This window comes from Pseudoalteromonas sp. S3260, from assembly GCF_005886925.1.
Taxonomy (GTDB): domain Bacteria; phylum Pseudomonadota; class Gammaproteobacteria; order Enterobacterales; family Alteromonadaceae; genus Pseudoalteromonas; species Pseudoalteromonas tetraodonis.
This window is the reverse complement of the sequence record NZ_PNCV01000082.1, coordinates 13,246-34,618: the sequence shown is the minus strand read 5'-3', so window position 1 is coordinate 34,618 and position 21,373 is coordinate 13,246. Positions and strand designations below refer to the sequence as shown.

25 protein-coding genes are annotated in these 21,373 nt (G+C 41.3%); 9 read left to right on the top strand and 16 right to left on the bottom strand.

Annotated elements, in window-relative coordinates; translation table 11 throughout:
• Nucleotides 1-100: 100 nt before the first annotated feature.
• The 10 genes from CWC14_RS13915 to CWC14_RS13870 form a co-directional block, all read right to left on the bottom strand.
• Nucleotides 101-925 carry a peptidoglycan DD-metalloendopeptidase family protein gene (locus CWC14_RS13915; protein ID WP_076920669.1) on the bottom strand — a complete coding sequence of 275 codons (825 nt, stop codon included), beginning with the start codon at nucleotides 923-925 and terminating at the stop codon, nucleotides 101-103.
• A 41-nt stretch (nucleotides 926-966) separates the two neighbouring features.
• Nucleotides 967-1,545 (bottom strand): YqaA family protein, encoded by a 579-nt coding sequence (locus CWC14_RS13910; RefSeq protein ID WP_033102817.1) that lies wholly within the window; start codon nucleotides 1,543-1,545, stop codon nucleotides 967-969.
• A gap of 9 nt (nucleotides 1,546-1,554) precedes the next feature.
• A complete protein-coding gene (locus CWC14_RS13905) occupies nucleotides 1,555-2,193 on the bottom strand; it encodes a protein-L-isoaspartate(D-aspartate) O-methyltransferase (protein WP_138563437.1) in 639 nt (212 codons plus the stop codon).
• The gene (gene surE, locus CWC14_RS13900; protein ID WP_138563435.1) at nucleotides 2,183-2,947 is read right to left on the bottom strand and encodes a 5'/3'-nucleotidase SurE; all 765 of its coding nucleotides are present in this window, start codon (nucleotides 2,945-2,947) and stop codon (nucleotides 2,183-2,185) included. The genes CWC14_RS13905 and surE overlap by 11 nt, the downstream gene beginning before the upstream one ends.
• Nucleotides 2,928-3,977 (bottom strand): tRNA pseudouridine(13) synthase TruD, encoded by a 1,050-nt coding sequence (gene truD, locus CWC14_RS13895; RefSeq protein ID WP_138563433.1) that lies wholly within the window; start codon nucleotides 3,975-3,977, stop codon nucleotides 2,928-2,930. Before truD ends, surE begins: the two co-directional genes overlap by 20 nt.
• On the bottom strand, nucleotides 3,974-4,456 hold the full coding sequence (gene ispF, locus CWC14_RS13890) for a 2-C-methyl-D-erythritol 2,4-cyclodiphosphate synthase (RefSeq protein WP_013465671.1): 483 nt from the start codon (nucleotides 4,454-4,456) through the stop codon (nucleotides 3,974-3,976). Before ispF ends, truD begins: the two co-directional genes overlap by 4 nt.
• A complete protein-coding gene (gene ispD, locus CWC14_RS13885) occupies nucleotides 4,453-5,154 on the bottom strand; it encodes a 2-C-methyl-D-erythritol 4-phosphate cytidylyltransferase (protein ID WP_128583118.1) in 702 nt (233 codons plus the stop codon). The genes ispF and ispD overlap by 4 nt, the downstream gene beginning before the upstream one ends.
• Nucleotides 5,144-5,431 (bottom strand): cell division protein FtsB, encoded by a 288-nt coding sequence (ftsB, locus tag CWC14_RS13880; RefSeq protein WP_008110330.1) that lies wholly within the window; start codon nucleotides 5,429-5,431, stop codon nucleotides 5,144-5,146. Before ftsB ends, ispD begins: the two co-directional genes overlap by 11 nt.
• Nucleotides 5,432-5,466: 35 nt before the next feature.
• On the bottom strand, nucleotides 5,467-6,099 hold the full coding sequence (locus CWC14_RS13875; RefSeq protein ID WP_128583117.1) for a hypothetical protein: 633 nt from the start codon (nucleotides 6,097-6,099) through the stop codon (nucleotides 5,467-5,469).
• Between the two features lie 70 nt (nucleotides 6,100-6,169).
• Nucleotides 6,170-6,643, bottom strand: a complete 474-nt coding sequence (locus CWC14_RS13870) for a DUF2947 domain-containing protein (protein WP_128583116.1) — start codon at nucleotides 6,641-6,643, stop codon at nucleotides 6,170-6,172.
• Between the two features lie 61 nt (nucleotides 6,644-6,704).
• Here CWC14_RS13870 and CWC14_RS13865 point away from each other — a divergent pair, with 61 nt between their 5' ends.
• From CWC14_RS13865 to CWC14_RS13855, 3 genes are read left to right on the top strand one after another with little or no spacing between them, the layout of a single operon-like run.
• Nucleotides 6,705-6,929 (top strand): DUF1653 domain-containing protein, encoded by a 225-nt coding sequence (locus CWC14_RS13865; protein WP_008110327.1) that lies wholly within the window; start codon nucleotides 6,705-6,707, stop codon nucleotides 6,927-6,929.
• Nucleotides 6,930-6,983: 54 nt separating this feature from the next.
• Complete coding sequence (locus CWC14_RS13860; protein WP_054201792.1) at nucleotides 6,984-7,832, top strand: AAA family ATPase; 849 nt, start codon at nucleotides 6,984-6,986, stop codon at nucleotides 7,830-7,832.
• 1 nt (nucleotide 7,833) lies between these two features.
• Complete coding sequence (locus CWC14_RS13855) at nucleotides 7,834-9,021, top strand: vWA domain-containing protein (protein ID WP_013465677.1); 1,188 nt, start codon at nucleotides 7,834-7,836, stop codon at nucleotides 9,019-9,021.
• 259 nt (nucleotides 9,022-9,280) lie between these two features.
• Here the strand turns inward: CWC14_RS13855 and CWC14_RS13845 are convergent, their stop codons facing one another.
• From CWC14_RS13845 to ppnP, 4 genes are all read right to left on the bottom strand, one after another.
• Complete coding sequence (locus CWC14_RS13845; RefSeq protein ID WP_138563429.1) at nucleotides 9,281-9,859, bottom strand: DUF1240 domain-containing protein; 579 nt, start codon at nucleotides 9,857-9,859, stop codon at nucleotides 9,281-9,283.
• A gap of 250 nt (nucleotides 9,860-10,109) precedes the next feature.
• Entirely contained in the window at nucleotides 10,110-11,342 is a 1,233-nt protein-coding gene (locus CWC14_RS13840; protein WP_138563427.1) for an NRAMP family divalent metal transporter, read from the bottom strand.
• 141 nt (nucleotides 11,343-11,483) lie between these two features.
• On the bottom strand, nucleotides 11,484-11,840 hold the full coding sequence (hpf, locus tag CWC14_RS13835; protein ID WP_013465684.1) for a ribosome hibernation-promoting factor, HPF/YfiA family: 357 nt from the start codon (nucleotides 11,838-11,840) through the stop codon (nucleotides 11,484-11,486).
• Between the two features lie 190 nt (nucleotides 11,841-12,030).
• Nucleotides 12,031-12,345, bottom strand: a complete 315-nt coding sequence (gene ppnP, locus CWC14_RS13830) for a pyrimidine/purine nucleoside phosphorylase (protein ID WP_138563425.1) — start codon at nucleotides 12,343-12,345, stop codon at nucleotides 12,031-12,033.
• 317 nt (nucleotides 12,346-12,662) lie between these two features.
• Here ppnP and CWC14_RS13825 point away from each other — a divergent pair, with 317 nt between their 5' ends.
• Nucleotides 12,663-13,421, top strand: a complete 759-nt coding sequence (locus CWC14_RS13825; protein ID WP_138563423.1) for a hypothetical protein — start codon at nucleotides 12,663-12,665, stop codon at nucleotides 13,419-13,421.
• A 254-nt stretch (nucleotides 13,422-13,675) separates the two neighbouring features.
• On the opposite strand, the gene tkt is transcribed toward CWC14_RS13825, so the two are convergent.
• A complete protein-coding gene (gene tkt, locus CWC14_RS13820) occupies nucleotides 13,676-15,667 on the bottom strand; it encodes a transketolase (protein ID WP_016899653.1) in 1,992 nt (663 codons plus the stop codon).
• A 265-nt stretch (nucleotides 15,668-15,932) separates the two neighbouring features.
• Between tkt and metK the strand changes: the two genes are divergently transcribed.
• The 5 genes from metK (at nucleotide 15,933) to serA (ending at nucleotide 20,329) form a co-directional block, all read left to right on the top strand.
• On the top strand, nucleotides 15,933-17,084 hold the full coding sequence (metK, locus tag CWC14_RS13815) for a methionine adenosyltransferase (RefSeq protein ID WP_008110316.1): 1,152 nt from the start codon (nucleotides 15,933-15,935) through the stop codon (nucleotides 17,082-17,084).
• Between the two features lie 138 nt (nucleotides 17,085-17,222).
• Nucleotides 17,223-17,768 (top strand): hypothetical protein, encoded by a 546-nt coding sequence (locus CWC14_RS13810; protein ID WP_138563421.1) that lies wholly within the window; start codon nucleotides 17,223-17,225, stop codon nucleotides 17,766-17,768.
• Between the two features lie 18 nt (nucleotides 17,769-17,786).
• Nucleotides 17,787-18,383 carry a 5-formyltetrahydrofolate cyclo-ligase gene (locus CWC14_RS13805; RefSeq protein WP_138563419.1) on the top strand — a complete coding sequence of 199 codons (597 nt, stop codon included), beginning with the start codon at nucleotides 17,787-17,789 and terminating at the stop codon, nucleotides 18,381-18,383.
• Between the two features lie 53 nt (nucleotides 18,384-18,436).
• Nucleotides 18,437-19,090: a ribose-5-phosphate isomerase RpiA gene (gene rpiA / locus CWC14_RS13800; protein ID WP_013465690.1), complete on the top strand. Its 654-nt coding sequence runs from the start codon at nucleotides 18,437-18,439 to the stop codon at nucleotides 19,088-19,090.
• A gap of 9 nt (nucleotides 19,091-19,099) precedes the next feature.
• Nucleotides 19,100-20,329 (top strand): phosphoglycerate dehydrogenase, encoded by a 1,230-nt coding sequence (gene serA / locus CWC14_RS13795; protein WP_138563417.1) that lies wholly within the window; start codon nucleotides 19,100-19,102, stop codon nucleotides 20,327-20,329.
• 92 nt (nucleotides 20,330-20,421) lie between these two features.
• On the opposite strand, the gene CWC14_RS13790 is transcribed toward serA, so the two are convergent.
• The gene (locus tag CWC14_RS13790) at nucleotides 20,422-21,354 is read right to left on the bottom strand and encodes an aq_1923 C-terminal domain (protein ID WP_138563415.1); all 933 of its coding nucleotides are present in this window, start codon (nucleotides 21,352-21,354) and stop codon (nucleotides 20,422-20,424) included.
• Nucleotides 21,355-21,373: the final 19 nt, after the last annotated feature.

The following is a 21,373-nucleotide window of genomic DNA, read 5'->3' as shown; positions in this document are numbered from 1 at the left end:
AGCTATCAATAACTTTATGATTAAGGTCTGTAGTCGTTTTATTAGCTTTTGCTGTATTAGCCATGAGCCTTCTCCAGAACTGTCAATCAACACCTTTAGTTCAGGGTAGGTATTTAGCAGGGTTAACAGCTTTTCCTCGATAACGAATTTCAAAGCGAAGTGCCGTTACTGAAGACTCTGAATTACCAATTTCTGCTATTTTTTGTCCCGCCTTCACTATTTGCTTTTCTTTAACAAGTAACTTTGAGTTATGTGCATAAGCACTTAGGTAATCATCATTATGTTTCAATATAATTAAATTACCGTAACCTCTTAGTGCACTACCCGCATAGACTACCGTTCCTTGAGCAGCGGCGAATACTGCCGTCCCCTTTTTATTAGCAATCTGTAGGCCTTTATAACCATTTTCCTTGTTAGAAAAGCGTTGGATTATTTTACCTTTAGCAGGCCAAAACCAACTCAACTTTCTGTTTGTAGAACCTTGAGGCTTGCTAATTTTTTGGTTAGCTTGTTTTTGAACATACCTACGTTTTTTCGGCTTATCAAGCTCTTTCTTTAATTTTATGTTGCCTTTTTGTAAATGGGATGAATTTTTAACAGCTTTCTTTTTATACTTTTTTTGTGTAACCCTTGACCTACTTGGTTCTAAAAGGGATACAACCTGACCAGGAACAATAGTGTAAGGTGATGGAATTGAATTGTTTTTTGCAAGCTCTCTGAAATCTTTTCCGGCACTAAAAGCAATCGAGTAAAGTGTATCGCCTTTTTGTACTGTGTATTTTCCGCCGTTAATATTAATCCGTGAGGGATAGTCATTAATATTATTATTTAAACTGCTTACCGGAGCGGGAACATGGCGAGACGAGCATGCACAGAGCAAAACACTAATAAATAAAGCAACATAACAGCGTATTTGTTTATTCAATGTGTTTTGCCCTCTGTTTTAATATCATTATATTATGGCGATTATCGCAACAATAGGTACGCAACAGCGATTAAAGCAACCACTGCCCAGCCAAGTACTTCAATATATTGGCGTAATTTTTGTTCCATTTTAACTCCGCCCCATTTCATTAAAGCAGATACTAAAAAGAAACGCGCGCCACGCCCAATACCTGAGGCAATAATAAAAGGTAAAAACGCCATTTGTAATACCCCTGCACCAATAGTAAATACCTTATAAGGAATAGGCGAAAACCCGGCTAAAAATACCACCCATACGCCATAATCTTTAAACCATGTAAGTGCCGTATTAAATTTATCTTGCCATTGCATTTGTGCAATAAAAGGCTCTACAACAGGTTCAAATAACCAAAATCCTAGTAGATAACCTAGCACGCCACCAAGCACAGAAGCTACGGTAGCAAAGCTTGCAAATCGCCATGCTTTACTTGGTTGCGCTAGCGACATCGGCGCTAACATTACATCGGGTGGCACCGGAAAAAAAACCGATTCGGCAAAGCTCATTCCTGCTAGATAACGTTCTGCGTGGCGGTGTTTAGCCCACACTAGCGCCATATCGTATAACTTGGTAAACAACTTCAAAATGAATTCCTATTCAATATCGCCAGGGACCAAAGGTACAAATCTTACTGGCGCAATTACATGCTCTGTAAAGCTATCGCCTTCGCGAATAACCATGGTTAATTTTTGTTCTGCCTCACCAATGGGGGCAAGTAATACGCCTCCATCTGCAAGTTGTGCGAGTAGTTCTGGAGGGATAATCGTTGCCGCAGCCGTCACAATAATGCCATTAAATGGCGCTTGCGATTGCCATCCTTGCCAACCATCACCGTGTTTCATAGTGACATTATATAAATCGAGCTGATGTAATCGACGCTTTGCTTGCCATTGCAAAGCTTTTATACGCTCAACCGAATACACCTTATCAAAGGTTTTAGCTAAAACCGCAGTTTGATAGCCCGACCCGGTGCCTATTTCTAACACCTTATGTTGCACACCGGCTAATCGCATTAGCTCGGTCATGCGCGCAACAATATAGGGCTGAGAAATAGTTTGCCCTTGTCCTATAGGTAGCGCGGTATTTTGATACGCCTTGTGTTTGAGTACATCATCAATAAAGATATGCCGAGGAATTTGCGCAATCGCCTTTAAAACCTCTTTATCTTCTACGCCATCTCGCTGTAATAGGTCTGAAAGCGCTTGTGCACTGCGGGTATAATTAGCCAGCACGGTTAATCTCCAACTCGGCTAACCACTCTCCCACAGCTTTGATACTGTCTTTAGCGGTCATATCAACGCTCAATGGGGTGACTGATGCATAGCCATTATTTACAGCATAAAAATCAGTGCCTTCACCGGCATCGCTTTCTGTACCCAAAGAACCATACCAAAAAATATCGCGTCCCCAAGGATCGGTTTGCTTGGTCATGGTTTCTGCTTTGTGACGAGCCCCTAAACGAGTTACCTGAACGCCTTTGAGCTCAGAGAGCGGAATATCAGGAACATTAATATTAATGATCTGATCTTTCGGCAGCGGATGTGAGGCAAGCCCTTTAATAATATTTACAGTAACGGCTGCCGCTGTTTCAAAATGCTCACCATGATGAGAGCACAAAGATACTGCAATTGCTGGTAAGCCCAAATGACGACCTTCAGTCGCCGCAGCAACTGTACCAGAGTAAAGTGTATCGTCGCCTAAATTACCGCCATGATTGATACCGGCAACAACCAAATCGGGTTTTTCATCCATTAATTGATTCACACCTAAATGCACACAATCCGTTGGCGTGCCATTAACCGACATAAATCCGTTGTCGAGCGTTGTGGCACGCAGCGGATTCATTAACGTCAGTGAATTACTTGCGCCACTGCAATTTCTATCTGGCGCAACCAGCGTTACCTCAGCAATTTGTGTTAATGCTTGGTATAAAACAGCAATACCTTTGGCATTAACACCATCATCATTACTTAATAGAATCTTCATCTGCGTTATCCTTTTCTTTCCGCTCGCGAGGACTGGCGTCAGTATAATCAACCAGTTCGCGCAGTAAAGCCGTTGCAAAGCAGCCTTTGGGTAAACCAAAGCTGAGTTTTAATGTGCGTTCATCAAGTGTTTCTATGCTTAGATCTTGAGGGATTAAACGCAGCATTCTACGCTCGTTTTTAAGCCCTAACTCACCTAAGCAATCACACCATACTTGATACGGTGCCAACCATGTTTTTTCTTGTTCGGTTAAGCCTTTTTCACTTTTGCCCACCATGGGCGCCGACATCATAATATCGCCAGAAGCAAGCCGTGCAATATTTTCATCACTTATCGCATCTTCAAAAAATGCATTACTGCCACTGAGCATAAATACTTCGCGGTGCATGGTTTTAGCAAGGCCATGCTCAGCCACGCGTAAACTAACAATTTGATTAAACACATGTGAACGCGCAGCAGAAATAATAATGCCTCGCAGCTTTTTATCGCGAATACGCTCACCGGCAAACATCTTTTCGGCCATCACTAGGTTGTGTCCATCACGACCAAAGCGCTGTTCACCAAAATAGTTAGGCACACCAGCACGCACTGCGTTTATACGGCACAAAATATCAAGCGGCTCGGTTACATTGCGCAAGGTAATAGTAAATCTATTTCCTTTATGACAACCGGTGCGCAATTTTCGCTCATGGCGCTGCTGCGATACCACAAACACGCTTTCACTGTTCAGCTCTGTAAAATCAATATGCTTTTTAATCGGTACTTTTACGCTAAACCACTGCGAGCATACTCCATGGCGGTCTTTCATACCGGCATAGCTTACATCACGTGGCGATACACCCGCTTTTTGTGCAATCAGCTTGGCAACATATTGGGTGTTTTCACCCTTTTTAACCACTTGCAAACACACGTGTTCACCACTGCCGGTAAACTCTATACCGAGCTCCTCATCAACCATAAAGTCTTCTGCGGTGGTTTTAAAGTCGGCTTTGGAAAGCGGCGCGCCATATAAATAATTTAATTCGCTCATGCGTTTTGTTTACTCATAATGACCACAGCATGGCTTGAAATTCCTTCTTTACGCCCCTCAAAACCGAGTTTTTCGGTAGTGGTAGCTTTTACATTTACCTGTGAAAGCTCGGCATTTAAATCACTGGCAAGATTGGTTCGCATGGCTTGGATGTGCGGCAGCATTTTTGGTGCTTGTGCCACAATAGTTACATCCGCATTGCCCAATACATAACCTTGTTGCTTGGCTAGGTTCACTACATGGCGAAGTAAAATACGGCTATCAATATTTTCATATTCACTGGCCGTATCCGGAAAATGCTTACCAATATCGCCCAGCGCTAATGATCCTAAAATAGCGTCACATAAGGCATGAATAGCTACATCACCATCTGAGTGTGCTAAAAAGCCTTGTGGATAATCAATTTTTTCGCCGCAGATAGTTAAAGGCCCTTGGCCTCCAAATTTATGCACGTCAAAACCATGCCCTATTCGTATCATGTTGCACTCTCATTATTTTGTTTTTGCAGTAAAAAAGCTGCTAAGTCTAAATCTTCTGGGGTGGTAATTTTAATATTATCACTGCGCCCCGCCACCAACCTTACCGGCTTATTTGCCCATTCCATGGCACTGGCTTCATCAGTAATAATTGCCCCATTGGCTAACGCATTTTGCAGTGCTGTTTTGAGCTCGTCATATTTAAAAAGCTGCGGGGTAAGTGCTTGCCATAAATCATCACGAGGCACTGTTTGCTGCGCATGGCTTTGCCCTCGTTTTATGGTGTCTTTTACTTTGCTGGCTAAAATGCCGCCTTCATCAGCCTGCATGCACTGTGCGATTAAGCGCTCTATATCAGCAATATCAACTAAAGGTCTTGCTGCATCATGCACCAAAACCCAAGTCGGTGGATTGGCAGCTAAAAACAATAAACTGTTTAACACTGAATCTGCACGCTCTTTACCGCCAATAGCACGCACGATGCGAGGATCAGCTAGCGTAAGGTCGTCAAAGTAAGGGTCGGTTTCGCTCAAAACCACCACTATAGAGTTTAACTGCGGTAACTGCGATAACTTAGCGAGCGTGTGCTCTAAAATGGTTTTCCCTGCTAAGGAAATATATTGCTTTGGTGTTGTGTGTTGCATTCTGCTGCCAACACCTGCGGCAGGAACAATAGCTGCAATAGTAAATTTATTTGTCATGGTGTTGAGCCGGTAAAACACGAATAAAGGTTTCGTCCGGTTTAATCATTCCTAATTCGTTGCGGGCACGCTCTTCAATGCCTTCGTGGCCGAGCTTTAAATCTTCTATATCCGCTTTTAATACTTTATTACGCTTTATTAGTTTTTCGTTAGTTTGTTGATGCGATGCCACCGCATTTTTTAAACGGGTGTAGTCTTGCACCCCGTTATGACCAAACCAAAGGCGGTACTGGATAAAAAGTGCTAAGCACAACAAGCCAAATTGAAAAAATCGCATTAAACACTCCTTATTTTAATTTTGAATTGTAAGCTTTACGCCAATGGCCGCTTAACATTGCGCCAATTAATATTGGCAGCTAGTAACATTTCCCGTAACGATAATACCCGTGGCGTACTGCGCTTTGAAAACTGCCACTGATGGCCACAACACGCCGCAGCAAGCGTTGCTTTGTTGGGTTTGAGTAATTGCGCACTTTGCTGCTCAAGCCCTTGACCTAAAAAATCAAACCAGCCAAGCTCATTGCAATGAACCTGTGTTTTAGTTACTTGATCAATGCTATCTATTCTAACCCGAATTTGGCCGTGACTTTGTAATAATACAGGAATAATCAGCCCAACTTTGGCATAGACTTGATAAAAAAGTTCATTCGCTGAAGAATTAACTTCTGGCGGAGTTGGTTTTTGCTTTTCAAGCCACCCACCATTTTGCGCATCGAGCGTAAAAGGCGATGTTGCATTAGCCACCCGTGTTGCGGCACGTTCAATGTAATAAGGCAGGCTTTTTAATTGCCTGCGTAAACGATCACCATTAGGTTCAGCCACTAAGCGCTGCACCTCACGCTGATAAAAGGCATTACATAATTGTGCATAAAGCACTTTTTGTGCATCAGTTTGCCACATTTCAACTTGTTGGTTTGTGTCAAACTGCTTATTTTTACTGACCAATCGCTGTACTCAAAAACACCTTAATAGATGTTTTATAACACAGTAATGCACAGTTTTTAAGCACCGATTGTTAGGGCTTTTCGCCTAATTTCGCAATGCCTGATTCTAAAAATTGCACAACCGTATTACGTTTTTTTCCAATTAATAAACTGCCATCGGCTAAAAACATAAAGTTTTGCCAGTTGCGTTTAAACACATCAAAGCTCGTTTCAATAATATTATCGCGCGCCATACAAAAATAAACGGTGGTGTTAGCCTGCCAGTCTAGGTGGTTTAAAATAGCATCTGGAAATTGGGGTTCTTCGCTTTCCCACGCATCTTCCCAATTAATTTCTTGGCTAAAGTTTTGCTCTTGCGCGCACCAATCGGTTTTATCAAAAAAGTCTGGATGATCATGTTCGCGACTCACCATGGTTGTCCACAGTACGGCGGCACGCTCGCTGGTCATGGGTTTAATATTGGCTGCATCAATATCTGAAACCGGAATATCTTTGTGGCGAAATACCCAGGCTTTTTTGTAATCATCAAGAGAAATATAATTCATAGTATTGCTGTATTCTTTGGCATAATAAAAAGCGAAGGCAAATTATACAAGATAACAGACTATGACTACAGCACTAAAACTGGGTTTATATCAACACTACAAAGGCCCACAATATAAAGTTATGCATGTGGCGACTCACAGCGAAACCAACGAGCAATTGGTTATTTACCAAGCCTTATACGGTGAATACGGCATATGGGCACGCCCACTAAGTATGTTTACTGAAACCGTAGAAAAAGACGGTAAAACTATCGCCCGTTTTGCCTACCTTGGTGAAGCCGATTAACTATGGCATTATAACGCATAATAATTACTGCTCAGACCAGATAAAGGATAACCCGTGCAATTTAATTCTACTGATAATTACATCGCAAGCTCAGCATTAAAACAGGCAGTAAACGCCGCTATTATGCTGCAAAAACCGCTTTTAATTAAAGGCGAGCCTGGCACAGGTAAAACCATGCTGGCTGAAGAGTTAGCGAAAAGTTTAGATACTGAGCTTATTCAGTGGCATATAAAATCAACCACTAAAGCGCAGCAAGGTTTGTACGAGTACGATGCGGTATCGCGTTTGCGCGACAGCCAGCTAGGTGATGAGCGCGTTCACAATATTAGCAACTACATAGTTAAAGGTAAGCTGTGGCAAGCCTTCATGTACGCTGAATTAAACGGCAAACGCCCAGTACTGCTTATTGACGAAATAGACAAAGCCGATATTGAGTTTCCAAACGATTTACTGCTCGAACTCGATAAAATGGAATTTCATGTATACGAAACCGGTGAGCGTATTGTGGCTAAAGAGCGCCCTATTGTGATCATCACATCAAACAATGAAAAAGAGCTGCCTGATGCGTTTTTACGTCGCTGTTTTTTCCATTATATTGATTTTCCAAATAGCGACGAAATGCAGCAAATTATTGATGTGCACTACCCGCATGTTAAACAAGATTTAGTTCGCCAAGCGCTAGAAGTATTTTTTAACTTACGCGAAGCCAACGGCCTTAAAAAGAAGCCATCTACCAGCGAGTTACTGGATTGGTTAAAGCTATTAATGGCTGAAGATATAGACGCAAAAATCCTGCACGACAAAGCGCAAAAAGGCGGTTTAATGCCGATGTTTGGTGCGCTACTTAAAAACGAGCAAGACATAAGCCTAATCGAAAAGCTCGCGTTTATGAGCCGTCGCTAATATGTTGGTACAGTTTTTTTTCACGCTACGCAAATACCGCTTGCCTGTGAGCCTGCGCGAACTACTCGATTTAATTAACGCTTTAAAACAAGGCGTTATATTTGCTGATGTAGACGCGTTTTATCATTTAGCGCGCACTATTATGGTAAAAGACGAAACCCATTTTGACCGGTTCGATAAAGCCTTTAGCGATTACTTTAGCGGTATTGCCGACTTAGACCTACTCGAAAGCTTAAAACAACAACACAATTTACCTGAAGATTGGTTGCGTAAAGAGTTTGAAAAGCACCTAAGCGATGAAGAAAAAGCCCAACTAAAAGCCATGGGCGGGCTCGACGAGCTAATGAAAACCCTAAAAGAGCGTTTAGAAGAACAGCAAAAACGCCATGCTGGCGGCAATAAGTGGGTAGGTACAGGCGGCACCTCGCCTTTTGGTGCGTATGGTTATAACCCTGAGGGCGTACGCATTGGTCAAGACGGCAACCGCAATCGCCAAGCGGTAAAAGTGTGGGATAAGCGCGAATACCGTAACCTAGATTCTGACCGCGAAATTGGCTCTCGTACCATAAAGCTGGCACTTAAAAAACTACGCAAATTTGCTCGTACTGGCGCAAGCGACACCCTTGATTTAAACGAAACCATACGCGCGACCGCCAAGCAAGGCGGCATGCTGGATGTAAAAATGGCCCCCGAGCGCCACAACGCGGTAAAAGTATTGATGCTGTTTGATATTGGCGGTTCAATGGATGACTACATTCATACCTGCGAAGAATTATTTAGCGCCGCCCACAGCGAATTTAAACACCTTGAGTTTTACTACTTCCATAACTGTTTATACGAAAACGTGTGGCAAGATAACCAACGCCGCCACTCAAACGTTATTGACACCATGACGCTGATCAACAAATTTACCAGCGACTACAAAGTTATATTTGTTGGTGATGCCACTATGGGCCCGTATGAAATTGCCTATCCTGGCGGCTCAGTAGAACATTGGAATGAAGAACCCGGCAGTGCATGGTTGAACCGAATCACAAATCACTTTGATAAAGTCGCGTGGCTCAACCCACAACCGGTTGAACACTGGCCGTACTATCAATCAATTGATTTTATAAAGCAGCTAATGAACAACCGCATGTACCCGCTGAGCTTGGATGGGATAAGTAGCGCTATAAAAGAGCTGAGTTAAATATTAATTTACGACAGCTCAGCGCTAGCAGCAGAGCTTCGGGCGTGAACCCATAACTTTGTTGGGTGGCGCCTTCGGCTTAACCAACCTACCTTTTGACGTAGGTCGGATAAGTGGCGAAGCCGCTCCATCCGACAAAATGATCGATGTACCAGAAACAATTCGATGCACCACGTTAATGAACAACCGCATGTACCCACTTAGTTTAAATGAGATAAGTAAAGCGATAAAAAAACTTAGTTAATGCATTTTAAGTAGCTCATACACCATATTTTTGATGGTATTCACTGAGCATGAATTCTAATTGCTTCTCGAAGACTTCAATGGATGGTGTTTTTCCACTTAACCGCTGCTGCTTTAGCCATTCAAGTAATTCAATCCTTACTAAATAACCGTCTTCAATACAGTAACCTGGATCTGAAAGCCAAATTTTTGGAGCTCCTAGAGAAGCTCCTGAATACCAGTGACAAATGGAATAGCCTTCACTTTCAAGTTTATCACTAAGTTGCCAGCTGTAAATCCACCAGGTAATCAGAAATAGAGGGAAGCATCCTATAATAACAAATAGTCCCCTTCGCATCGATTTCTCTGATATATCACCATGCATTCTTTGATAAATCCCGTAGATGAGTACAAAAAAAGTGGGCATCATAACTATCAAAGGAATTACTACAGGTTTAATTTTTAACGAAATTACATTTTCAGCAATAAGACTTAATGTGCTAATTTCTAATTTAAAACTGTAGGCATAGAGAGTAATGATTAAACATAAAACGCCTATAGAAAGCCACCCTTTTTTAGGGTTGGTAGGTGAGAGTTGATTAGCAGAGCTTGCCATTTTAGTACCGTCTTCCTGAGTAAGGAATACCAAATAAGCGGTGTATAAACTCAATTGGATTGTTATCGTACATTCACTCAGCCCTATCTAACTCATATTTTAACTAATTAGGATAAACATCATAATTTTTGACCGTCTTATCTTCGCTCGCTGAAGCCTATCGGGGTCTACAACAGTCGACATTTATGCAGAGGTTGTTTGATTTGTACCTTTAACCTTGAACCCTTAACCTTTCACCTCGAATATAAAATTACATCAACTTCCAAACCACAAACGCCATAGCAAAACCAACCAAGTACACCAAGCCTAACCAGGTTAAGCCACGCAAAAGTAGACTGTGTTTAATCGCGGGCTCTGAGCGCACTAGGCTGAAGTTAAGCCATGCAAAAACAGGGGTGGTTACAAAAGCAAGTGTCATTGCAAAGGTAAGCATAGGGCCAAGGGCTGATTTAAAAAATAAAATAACCGCCATACCGGCCAATGCTTGCAGTATAAGCCACGTATTTAAGCTGTGTTTAGATTGCTTAAAACCAAGTAATTTGTGTGATTCGTTAAGTGTGCGGGCGTAACCGTCAAGTACGGTGAGTGTGGTGCCAAACATACATAAAAACGCGATGGCTGATACCAAAGGCCTTGCCCACTCGCCTATTGTTGATGCGTACATATCAATCAGCTGTTTAGCAAACGCCACGCCGCCTAGCTCTATATTTGTACTCTGCCCGTATTGCACTAACGCGCCTAAACTAAAAAATACCAGCGCAAGCCCGGCGGTTAACCAATAACCTAGATTAAAATCGAATAAGCCTTGGTTTTTAGTCACACTTTGCTGAGTTTGTTTTTCCTTAAGCCATAAAGAACTCAGTGCCGATATTTCAATAGGCGCTGGCATCCAGCCCATTAAGGCAACCAGAAAGCCCAACATGGCAAGTTCATACGGTGAGGGGCCAACGTAGTTTACAGGCGCTACTGGGCCGTTATTTATAGCAATAAACAATGCAGTGATGGTTGCTATAGTAAGTAGCCCCATAATAGCTTTTGCTACGTTATCGAGCGCTTTAAAATGCCCCAGTAATAATATAATTAAACACACGACCAATATTACCCAACACAATAAGGTAACAGGAATGCTAATAGGTAATGCGTAGTGTAATAAGCTCGCCGTAAGCAACAATACACCTGCGGTATTTACCACAGCGGCAATAATATTGAGGGCAATAAAGCTGTAAAAATAGCCAGGGCCTTGGTTTTTATACCCTTCTACTAAACTGTTTTTGGTGGCGAGTGTGTATTCCATACCAAAACGAAAAAACGGGTACTTTAAAACGTTAACCACCACAATAAGACAAAATAGCTGCCAGCCAAATAATGCGCCTGCTTGAGTAGAGGCCACCAAGTGTGAGCCACCAATGGCAGCGGTTGCCATTAAAATACCTGGGCCGAGCGCCCCTAACCGAGACTTCCATGTGTTTTGTGTGTACTGCATTAACTTCTCAAATTTGGTGTGTTATGTGCTTTTATTATTAATTTTTATCATTAATAAACTGTGTGAATGCATAACTTACCTAATTTACAGGCAATAAAAAAGAGCCCTTAGGCTCTTTTTAAAATAACACGCTGTTAGTTATTAATTTAAATCCATCTCTTGGATGATTTCATGTGCTATTTCTGGTGTGGTACTTACAGGCTTTTCATGTAAATTTGCTTTTATTTGCCCTTTACGATGCTTTAATGCGGCATCGAGTTTTTTAGCTGCGCTGGAAATAGCAGGATACATAACTTCGTTTTCCCCTTTTACCGATATACGCGCACCTTCATAATTTGTGCTAATTTCTGCTTGGAACTTATGATGCTCTTTTGAAAGAATAATATCTAGAGATATCAATGATGGAAAATGGCTCGCGACTTTTGAGAACTTTTCGTTAATGTGTTCTTTAATAGAATCAGTAACGTCAACATGGTGACCAGAAAGATTAATTTTCATAGGGTATCCTTTTATTTGTTACCTCATAGTTAGTATTGGGGGCTAAACGAATTAACACAAGAGAAAAAAATGAAAATTACGCAATTATTTATTACCCCACCTGATTTAGATCATTCATTTAGCATTAAGTATGCAAAAAGCCGCTTTGTAGCGACCTTTAGAGGTGTTGATAATTTAATCAACCAACAAATTAATCGGTGTATGAACAACAATAATCTGCAAAATCACTTACTTTTACATGAAAGCTCACATTAGCATCAACATTAAATGACTCGCCCGCATTAAATTTTTTCCACTCGCTTTCACCAGGTAGTAATACATCCCACTGCCCTGCTAACAACTCCATGCACTCTTTTTGGTTAGTATTAAACTCAAATTCACCGGGTTGCATAAAACCCAAGGTTTTAGCCTCACCGTTACCTAAAAGCACAGTACGGCTTGATACTTTGCCATCAAAGTACACATTGGCTTTTTTAACCACACTAACGTTATCGAACTTTGGCATGTTAACTCCTGTTGTTAATTTATAATTTTGTTACCCCCACAGTGCCTGATACATATAAACCTTGCAAGTTAAGTGCTGTGAAAATTACTCATTTCGCTTCGGGCTTCGGGCTTCGGGCATATATGGTAGGTCGTGTTTTAGCGCGTCAAGTGTTTTACGTTTAGATAAATGATTAAACATAGATAGAGAAAGCAAGGCACTGTCTTGATTTGAAAAAGATTTTCGACACTTTTGTGTGATACTTTAATTTGTAATATTTAACAGGTCTACTTTTTTAAGGATTGAAGCATAATGGTAATAAATAATAAAAAAACTCAATGTTTTTTAAGACATTAATATACCTAAGTTTTTTAACTATTTTTCTTCCAATACTTTTAGCAATTTCCCAAATTATTTTCACTTACCCTCAATTATCATTTTCTCATTCAAAGCCAGAAAATTGGTCAAATATCACAAATACTTTCTCACTAGCTATAGAGCTTTTTAAAGTATTAATTTCAGTAACAGGTGTTTTTGGTTTGTGGTATAAAATCACTCAAACGGAGAGGCAAATAAAACAAGTTGAAAGTAAAGACAATTTTTCAATTTTCATTCAGCATAGAGAATACATTATTGATACATTGAAAGAACAATTAATTACAATTGAAAGTCAAAATAATTACTCAAGCCACCCATCAATACTTTACATAGCTTTATTTCCTGAAAACACCCCAAAGAAAGTAATAAATTTTGACGTTACCTCCAAAGTACCAACTATTGAATTTCCAAACTTTTTATTTGCGATTAATTCCATTAATCATTCCATTGAGATAAAGAAAGAGGAAATAACTGAACGATATGTAGAGGGAATGATTAATGAAATCCAAAAAGACTTCGAGCCTTTTGGGTTTAGGTTCATAATAAGAAGCTATAACAAAAGTGAGCTAGCTAGCGTAATAAAAACAGCTTCAGATTTACTAAGGGTAATTAATTATTTTGCTCCCATGAACTCTCGTGAGCTAGAAGCAGCTATCTGCTATTTCAATCAAATATTGCTAAATGAGCTAATTGTTCCTTATAAAGAAGAGGTGTATTAATTCATTATTTTATAAAATAACCATAAAGATTTTGATAAAAACAACGCGCGAAACAAGTTTCACGCATAACAAGACATTAGAAAAAATAAAACAAAACACTATAAAAATCGCAGCTGAAGTACCCTCTTACGATTTTACTTAGCACGGCTCCTCAGCGCCAAAACTGAAAGCTAATGGCTGACAGCTCTACCAGCCAAACAAAAAAGCCCGCCCTATTTTACGCAGCGCGGGCTTTTAAATGTTAAAGCAGTCGCTTAAAACAATGCGTTTGCTTTGTTAACTACATTTTCTACCGTAAAGCCGAAGAACTCAAACAGCTCGTTTGCCGGTGCCGACTCACCAAAGGTGGTCATGCCAACTACGGCGCCATTTAGGCCTACATACTTGTACCAGTAATCAGCAATACCCGCTTCAATCGCTACGCGACGTGAAACGCTTGCTGGTAATACACTTTCTTTGTACTCAGGCGATTGGTCTTCAAACGCATCAGTACATGGCATAGATACAACACGTACCTTTTTACCCTGCGCACGTAGCTCTTTCGCAGAGTCTTGCGCTAGCTGTACTTCAGAACCCGTTGCAATCAAAATAAGCTCTGGATTGCCGTCACAACTTAAGATGTAACCACCCTTTTTAACGTCGCTTAATTGCTGGGCATCACGAGCTTGCTGCTCTAAGCCTTGGCGAGTAAAGATTAATGATGTAGGACCGTCTTTACGTTCAATAGCTTGTTGCCATGCAATTGCTGACTCAACTTGGTCACATGGGCGCCAGTTGTATAGGTTAGGCGTTAAACGCATGCTCGCAATTTGCTCAACTGGTTGGTGAGTTGGACCATCTTCACCTAAACCAATTGAATCGTGCGTGTATACAAAAATGCTTGGTTGCTTCATTAATGCAGCCATACGTACCGCGTTGCGTGCGTATTCCATAAACATTAAGAACGTTGCACCGTAAGGAATAAAGCCTTTATGCAGTGCAATACCGTTCATAATGGCCGACATACCAAACTCACGTACACCGTAGTAAATGTAGTTACCACTTGCATCATCAGCAGTTAAGCCTTTAGAGCCATCCCAAATTGTTAAGTTTGAACCCGCTAAATCGGCAGAACCACCCATAAATTCAGGTAGTAACGGGCCAAACGCATTTAATGCATTTTGCGACGCTTTACGTGATGCTGGGTTTGCTGGGTTTGCTTGCAGCTCTTCAATGTAGGCTTGTGATTTTTCAGCCCAGTCAGCTGGTAATTCTGAATGTGTACGGCGTTTGTATTCTGCTGCTAGCTCTGGGTATGCTTTTTCATATGCGGCAAATTTTTCGTCCCAGCTTGCTTCAAGCTGTTGGCCTTTTTCTTTGTTATCCCACTGTGCATAAATATCTTCAGGGATTTCAAATGCATCGCCCGTCCAACCTAAAAACTCGCGAGACGCTTTAATTTCGTCATCACCTAGTGGTGCACCGTGACAATCGTGGCTACCTGATTTATTAGGTGAGCCGTAACCAATAATAGTTTTACAACAAATTAGTGTTGGCTTATCAGTCACGCTTTTAGCTTTTGCAATTGCTGCACTTACTGCATCGCTGTCGTGGCCATCAACGTCACTAATTACATGCCAGCCGTATGCTTTAAAACGTGCTGGGGTATCATCACTAAACCAACCTTCAACTTCACCGTCGATTGAAATGCCGTTGTCATCCCAAAATGCCACTAACTTGCCTAGGCCTAATGTACCGGCTAGTGAGCATGCTTCATGAGAAATGCCTTCCATTAAACAGCCATCACCCATAAACGCATACGTGTGGTGATCAACAATGTCGTGGCCTTCACGGTTAAACTGCGCTGCTAATGCCTTTTCAGCAATCGCCATACCTACCGCATTTGTGATCCCTTGACCTAATGGGCCCGTAGTGGTCTCAATTCCTGGCGCGTATCCATATTCTGGATGGCCTGGTGTTTTGGAATGCATTTGGCGGAAGTTTTTAATTTCGTCCAGTGGCAAGTCATAACCACTTAAATGCAGTAGAGAATAAATTAGCATTGAACCGTGACCATTTGAGAGTATAAATCGATCTCGGTCAGCCCACTCTGGATTTGTTGGGTTATGTTTTAGATAATCGCGCCATAATACTTCTGCGATATCAGCCATGCCCATAGGGGCTCCAGGGTGACCAGATTTGGCCTTTTGTACTGCGTCCATTGACAAGACGCGAATAGCATTTGCAAGTTCTTTGCGAGATGGCATGAATTCTCCTACCTTTATATGTATTTGCGCGGGTATTTATTTATCCCCATTCTTACTTATTGTGGGGGCTGTGTGCAATTAAAAACCCATAAAAATAGGGCATTATGAATATTTTTTAAGAACCATTTACTATTAGATATTTTATTTAGACGTCTAGGCGTAAAAAAACTATGCAAGTTCATTTGTTTTAGATAAAATACGCGCCTTAATTTTTTAGCGCTAATACCGACGTTTGTGAAGCGCAATATTTGTGAGCATAATTACAATGGCAAAACATTTATTTACTTCTGAATCTGTTTCTGAAGGTCATCCGGATAAAATCGCCGATCAAATTTCTGATGCGGTACTTGATGCTATCCTAGAGCAAGACTCTCATGCCCGTGTAGCGTGTGAAACTTACGTTAAAACCGGTATGGTTATGGTTGGTGGTGAAATCACGACTAGCGCATGGGTTGATATCGAAGAAATTACACGTAAAACAGTACGTGAAATTGGTTATACACATTCAGACATGGGCTTTGATGCCGATTCGTGTGCAATTTTAAACACGATTGGTAAACAGTCTCCAGACATTAACCAAGGTGTTGACCGTACAAGCCCTGAAGAGCAAGGCGCTGGCGACCAAGGCCTAATGTTTGGTTACGCATGTAACGAAACTGAAGTATTAATGCCTGCTCCAATTACTTATTCTCACCGTTTAGTGCAGCGTCAAGCTGAGGTTCGTAAAAGCGGCGAGCTTAACTGGTTGCGTCCAGATGCAAAATCACAAGTTACATTTGCATACGAAAATGGTAAGCCAGTAGGTATTGATGCCGTTGTACTTTCTACTCAGCACAGCGAAGATGTATCGCAAAATGACTTAGTAGAAGCGGTAATGGAAACAATTATTAAACCAGTACTTCCTGCTGAGCTTATTACTAGCGCAACTAAATTTTTCATTAACCCAACAGGTCGTTTTGTTATTGGTGGCCCAATGGGTGACTGTGGTTTAACTGGTCGTAAAATCATTGTAGATACCTACGGTGGCATGGCTCGTCACGGTGGTGGTGCTTTCTCTGGTAAAGACCCATCAAAAGTTGACCGCTCAGCGGCTTATGCTGCACGTTACGTTGCTAAAAACATTGTTGCTGCAGGCCTTGCTGATAAGTGTGAACTTCAGGTTTCTTACGCTATCGGCGTTGCAGAGCCTACTTCTATCAGTGTTGAAACATTTGGCACAGGTAAATTAGAAGAAGCGCGTTTAATCGAACTTATTCGTGAACACTTTGACTTACGCCCTTACGGCCTAATTCAAATGCTTGATCTTGAGCGCCCTATTTATCTACCAACAGCGGCTTACGGCCACTTTGGCCGTGATGAATTCCCATGGGAACGCACAGATAAAGCAGACGCACTTCGCGCAGCAGCTGGCCTGTAAGCCACCTAGCTAATATTAAAACGGCCCTTTTTAGGGCCGTTTTGCTATGTGTATTAAGTTAGTCATAAAACAGTCTCGAACTGTTTAACATTTTAGGTATATACTCTGCTTATACAATAAAGCGTGTTAGGGATAAAAATGGCCGACAATTTTCGTGTTATATTTGTAGGACTTGCAGAAGGCGCAGACAGCCAAGCAGTGACCAATGCACTGACAGAAAAACTAAAAACCTCACCGGAAAAGGTGGCGGCATTTTTTAATGGCAAGCCGCTGTTTGCTCCTAGCAACAAAGAGAAAGCCCTTAAGCAAGCTAAGTTACTTTCAACGCTGGGGATCAAAAGCAAACTTCAGCAAACAGCCCCTACACAAGCTACTTCTCAAAAAGCGCACGACAGCCAGCGAGATCAGCGCTTATTTGATGCCCTAGATTACATTACTAGTAGCTTAATTCGTCTTGAAGAAAAACTAGAAGATATTGAACAACGTCTCCCTGAGGTTGAATTATCATTACCTGATGAAAATGACGAACCATGGCAAGATGACGATTTAATGCTAGGTGAGCCACTCTCTACTACGCCCAAAAAACGCAGTAACCTTGTTTTATATTCGCTGATTTCTACAGCCGTAATATTACTTATTGTGCTTGCTGTGTACTTATTATTTCCTAATTTATTCTCTTTTTGATCATGGTTTAGTTATTTAATGAGTAATAATCGCGCACAAATAAGACTCGATATTCGTAAAGCACGGAATAATCTATCAAAAAACCAGCAAGAAATAGCGGCCCACTCGCTTAAAGTGAATTTTATTCAATATTTAAAAAGCATGAACTCGGCCAAAAAAAATCATGTCGCGCTTTATTTAAGCAATGATGGCGAATTAGATACCTCATTGTTAATTAATGAATTATGGAGCATTGAACAGCATGTTTACTTACCTGTAATTCACCCTTTCAACGGGGCTAATTTACTATTTCAACGATATGAAAAAAACTCACCCATGAGGGCAAACCGCTATGGTATCTTGGAGCCTAAGCTGAACTGCTCTCAAATATGCCCATTGCCAGCGCTTGATTATCTACTTATGCCACTTGTTGCATTTGATAAATTTGGTAATCGCCTTGGAATGGGGGGTGGGTTTTACGATAGAACCTTGGCACGTTTACACGAAGAAAACTGGCAGCAACCACAACTTATTGGCCTAGCACACGAATGCCAACAAGTGGATAAGCTCCTAATTGAATCGTGGGATGTGCCTCTTAAAACTATTATTACACCCAATAAAACCTACTGTTGGTAACAATTAATCTTGTAAACTAACAGTCTATTTTTGACATAAATGAGCACATAGCAATGACACAAGATGAATTAAAAAAAGCAGCTGCATGGGCTGCACTGGAGTTTGTAAAAGAAAACACCATAGTGGGTGTTGGTACAGGCTCAACCGTTAATCATTTTATTGATGCTTTAGGCACTGTAAAAGACACCATTGTTGGTGCAGTATCTAGTTCAGAAGCGTCTACAGCACGTTTAAAAGAACTTGGTATAGAAGTATTTGAGCTAAATGATGTTGATGCTCTGGATGTATACGTTGATGGCGCAGATGAAATTAACGCTCTAAACGAAATGATTAAAGGCGGTGGTGCAGCGCTCACCCGTGAAAAAATAGTAGCGGCAGTGGCTAAACAGTTTGTGTGTATTGTTGATGACACCAAACTAGTCGATACCTTAGGGGATTTCCCGCTGCCGGTTGAAGTTATTCCGATGGCGCGCAGCTATGTTGCCCGCGAATTATTAAAACTTGGCGGTGATCCTGTGTATCGCCAAGGTGTTGTAACCGATAACGGCAACGTTATTTTAGATGTACATAATTTAAAAATTACCCATGCTAAACAGCTTGAAACACAAATAAATCAAATTGTTGGCGTAGTCACCAACGGCCTATTTGCAGAGCGCGGTGCTGATAAAGTGATTATTGGCACAAAAAATGGGCCACAAATTAAATAGGATATGGTTATGAGTAAGGTATCGTTAGCAAAAGACAAAATTAAAATTCTCTTGCTTGAAGGTGTTCATCAAAGCGCTGTTGAAACGCTAAAACGTAACGGTTATAGCAATATCGACTACGTTAAAACATCGCTACCTGAGGACGAGCTTATAGAGCGCATTAAAGATGTGCACTTTGTCGGGCTGCGTTCTCGTACTCATATTAATGAATCGGTATTAAATGCAGCTGAAAAACTGGTTGCTATCGGTTGTTTTTGTATTGGTACCAACCAAGTAGATTTAAACGCAGCACGTGAGCGCGGTATTGCAGTATTTAATGCCCCGTTTTCAAATACTCGCTCTGTAGCTGAGCTTGTACTTGGTGAAATATTGCTGTTATTACGTGGTATTCCACAGCGTAATGCCGCTGCCCATCGTGGCGGCTGGTTAAAAACAGCTAATGGCTCGTTTGAAGCACGCGGCAAAACCTTAGGTATTATTGGTTACGGCCACATTGGTACTCAGCTGGGTATTATGGCTGAAAATATTGGTATGAACGTGGAGTATTACGACATTGAAGACAAACTATCTTTAGGTAATGCTACACAAGTACATAACTTAACGCAGCTGTTGCAACGCGCTGATATTATTAGCTTACATGTTCCAGAGACACCGCAAACTAAAAACTTGATTGGAACAGCAGAGCTTGCCGTGATGAAGCAAGGCGCTATTTTAATTAACGCTTCACGTGGTACTGTCGTTGATATTGACGCCCTAGCAGAAGCGCTAACAGAGAAAAAACTCAGCGGCGCAGCAATTGACGTATTCCCAGTTGAACCTAAATCTAACGATGAAGAATTTATCTCGCCACTGCGTGAATTCGACAACGTTATTTTAACGCCGCATATAGGTGGTTCTACTCAAGAAGCACAAGAGAACATTGGTATTGAAGTAGCGGGTAAACTCGCTAAGTACTCAGATAACGGCTCAACTATTACTGCAGTTAACTTCCCTGAAGTATCATTGCCAGAGCTTGCTAATCGCAGCCGCCTGTTACACGTGCATCACAACCGCCCTGGCGTGCTAACGCAAATTAACCAAGCGTTTGCTCAGCACGGTATTAACATTGCCGCACAGTACTTACAAACCGATGAAGCAATTGGTTACGTGGTTATTGATGTAGACACAGATCACTCAGAAGTCGCACTTAAAGAGCTCAGTGCGGTTGAAGGTACAATTAGAGCGCGTATTCTTCACTAACTGTCAGCTAAAATAATAAAAGCCGTACTTGAATAATCAAGTACGGCTTTTTTGTTTTAAATTGAATCCTGACGGCTTATAACTTACCGCTGTTATTTGCCTTTAACTTCTAAATTTATAAACTTAACCAGCTCTTCGGGTTGTCCTGCTAACATCATTAGTTGCTGATTCACTTCCATCATAGTTTTACCTTCAGGCAATTTTGCTGACACACTAAACGAATTTAGTCCTTTAGCAAAATCAGTTAATGCCTTGGCTATTTCTTCGGTCACAGGTGCTTGTTGAAGCTGTTGTTCAAGCATTGTTTGCATTTGCTCTAACGTCATACCTTGCTTTGCCAACTCGCTTTCTAATAAGCCTTTAAGATCACCTTGGTTATTAACAACTAAGCTAACATTACGTGGCTCTAGCTTACTCATTGCTTGCATAATCATTGTTTGCTGTTGTAGCTCTTGCTCATAAGCAAGCGGTGTATTACCTGCAGCTTGTTGAGCCTTACTGATTTCAAGTGAAGCATCCATAAGCGCTTTAGAGTTAGCAAGCCCCATGTCCATATCAATACTAGCAATATCATTAGCTTGCAGCTTAACAACAATATCACTGTTACCTGATTGCTCGTCGTAATCTAATGAAGAGTGTAAATCATAACTGGCTGAGGCAAGTTGTGTATTTGTATCTGCAGGCAGTGTATCGACAAAGCTTTTATCAAATTGAAAGTTTTTTAACGTAAAAGCAGTATGTGGCGATATTTTATCGGTTTCGTAGCCTGTCACTTCAACATGCTCAACCGTGGCAACTTTATCGCCCTCAGGACTAGTCACTTCAATATTACTAATGGCAACACTGTTTGAAATAACACTCGCCGATAGCTCTGCGTAGTTAAAACTAGCACCGGTTTGTTCGCTGACCAAGGCCAACTGTTTATCAACCTCAGCACGTACCTCTTGTGTTGCAACATAGTTTGCATAGCTCACGCCACCCACACCTGCAGCAATAATCGCGGCTGCAATCACTAATTTTTTCATGTCATTTCCTTATTAAACT

Coding starts and splice junctions, on each gene's coding strand:
- surE (WP_138563435.1), bottom strand. CDS start 2,947: ATGAAGATTCTATTAAGTAATGATGATGGTGTTAATGCCAAAGGTATT.
- truD (WP_138563433.1), bottom strand. CDS start 3,977: ATGAGCGAATTAAATTATTTATATGGCGCGCCGCTTTCCAAAGCCGAC.
- ispF (WP_013465671.1), bottom strand. CDS start 4,456: ATGATACGAATAGGGCATGGTTTTGACGTGCATAAATTTGGAGGCCAA.
- ispD (WP_128583118.1), bottom strand. CDS start 5,154: ATGACAAATAAATTTACTATTGCAGCTATTGTTCCTGCCGCAGGTGTT.
- ftsB (WP_008110330.1), bottom strand. CDS start 5,431: ATGCGATTTTTTCAATTTGGCTTGTTGTGCTTAGCACTTTTTATCCAG.
- CWC14_RS13870 (WP_128583116.1), bottom strand. CDS start 6,643: ATGAATTATATTTCTCTTGATGATTACAAAAAAGCCTGGGTATTTCGC.
- CWC14_RS13865 (WP_008110327.1), top strand. CDS start 6,705: ATGACTACAGCACTAAAACTGGGTTTATATCAACACTACAAAGGCCCA.
- CWC14_RS13855 (WP_013465677.1), top strand. CDS start 7,834: ATGTTGGTACAGTTTTTTTTCACGCTACGCAAATACCGCTTGCCTGTG.
- CWC14_RS13845 (WP_138563429.1), bottom strand. CDS start 9,859: ATGGCAAGCTCTGCTAATCAACTCTCACCTACCAACCCTAAAAAAGGG.
- CWC14_RS13840 (WP_138563427.1), bottom strand. CDS start 11,342: ATGCAGTACACACAAAACACATGGAAGTCTCGGTTAGGGGCGCTCGGC.
- hpf (WP_013465684.1), bottom strand. CDS start 11,840: ATGAAAATTAATCTTTCTGGTCACCATGTTGACGTTACTGATTCTATT.
- ppnP (WP_138563425.1), bottom strand. CDS start 12,345: ATGCCAAAGTTCGATAACGTTAGTGTGGTTAAAAAAGCCAATGTGTAC.
- CWC14_RS13825 (WP_138563423.1), top strand. CDS start 12,663: ATGTTTTTTAAGACATTAATATACCTAAGTTTTTTAACTATTTTTCTT.
- tkt (WP_016899653.1), bottom strand. CDS start 15,667: ATGCCATCTCGCAAAGAACTTGCAAATGCTATTCGCGTCTTGTCAATG.
- metK (WP_008110316.1), top strand. CDS start 15,933: ATGGCAAAACATTTATTTACTTCTGAATCTGTTTCTGAAGGTCATCCG.
- CWC14_RS13810 (WP_138563421.1), top strand. CDS start 17,223: ATGGCCGACAATTTTCGTGTTATATTTGTAGGACTTGCAGAAGGCGCA.
- CWC14_RS13805 (WP_138563419.1), top strand. CDS start 17,787: ATGAGTAATAATCGCGCACAAATAAGACTCGATATTCGTAAAGCACGG.
- rpiA (WP_013465690.1), top strand. CDS start 18,437: ATGACACAAGATGAATTAAAAAAAGCAGCTGCATGGGCTGCACTGGAG.
- serA (WP_138563417.1), top strand. CDS start 19,100: ATGAGTAAGGTATCGTTAGCAAAAGACAAAATTAAAATTCTCTTGCTT.
- CWC14_RS13790 (WP_138563415.1), bottom strand. CDS start 21,354: ATGAAAAAATTAGTGATTGCAGCCGCGATTATTGCTGCAGGTGTGGGT.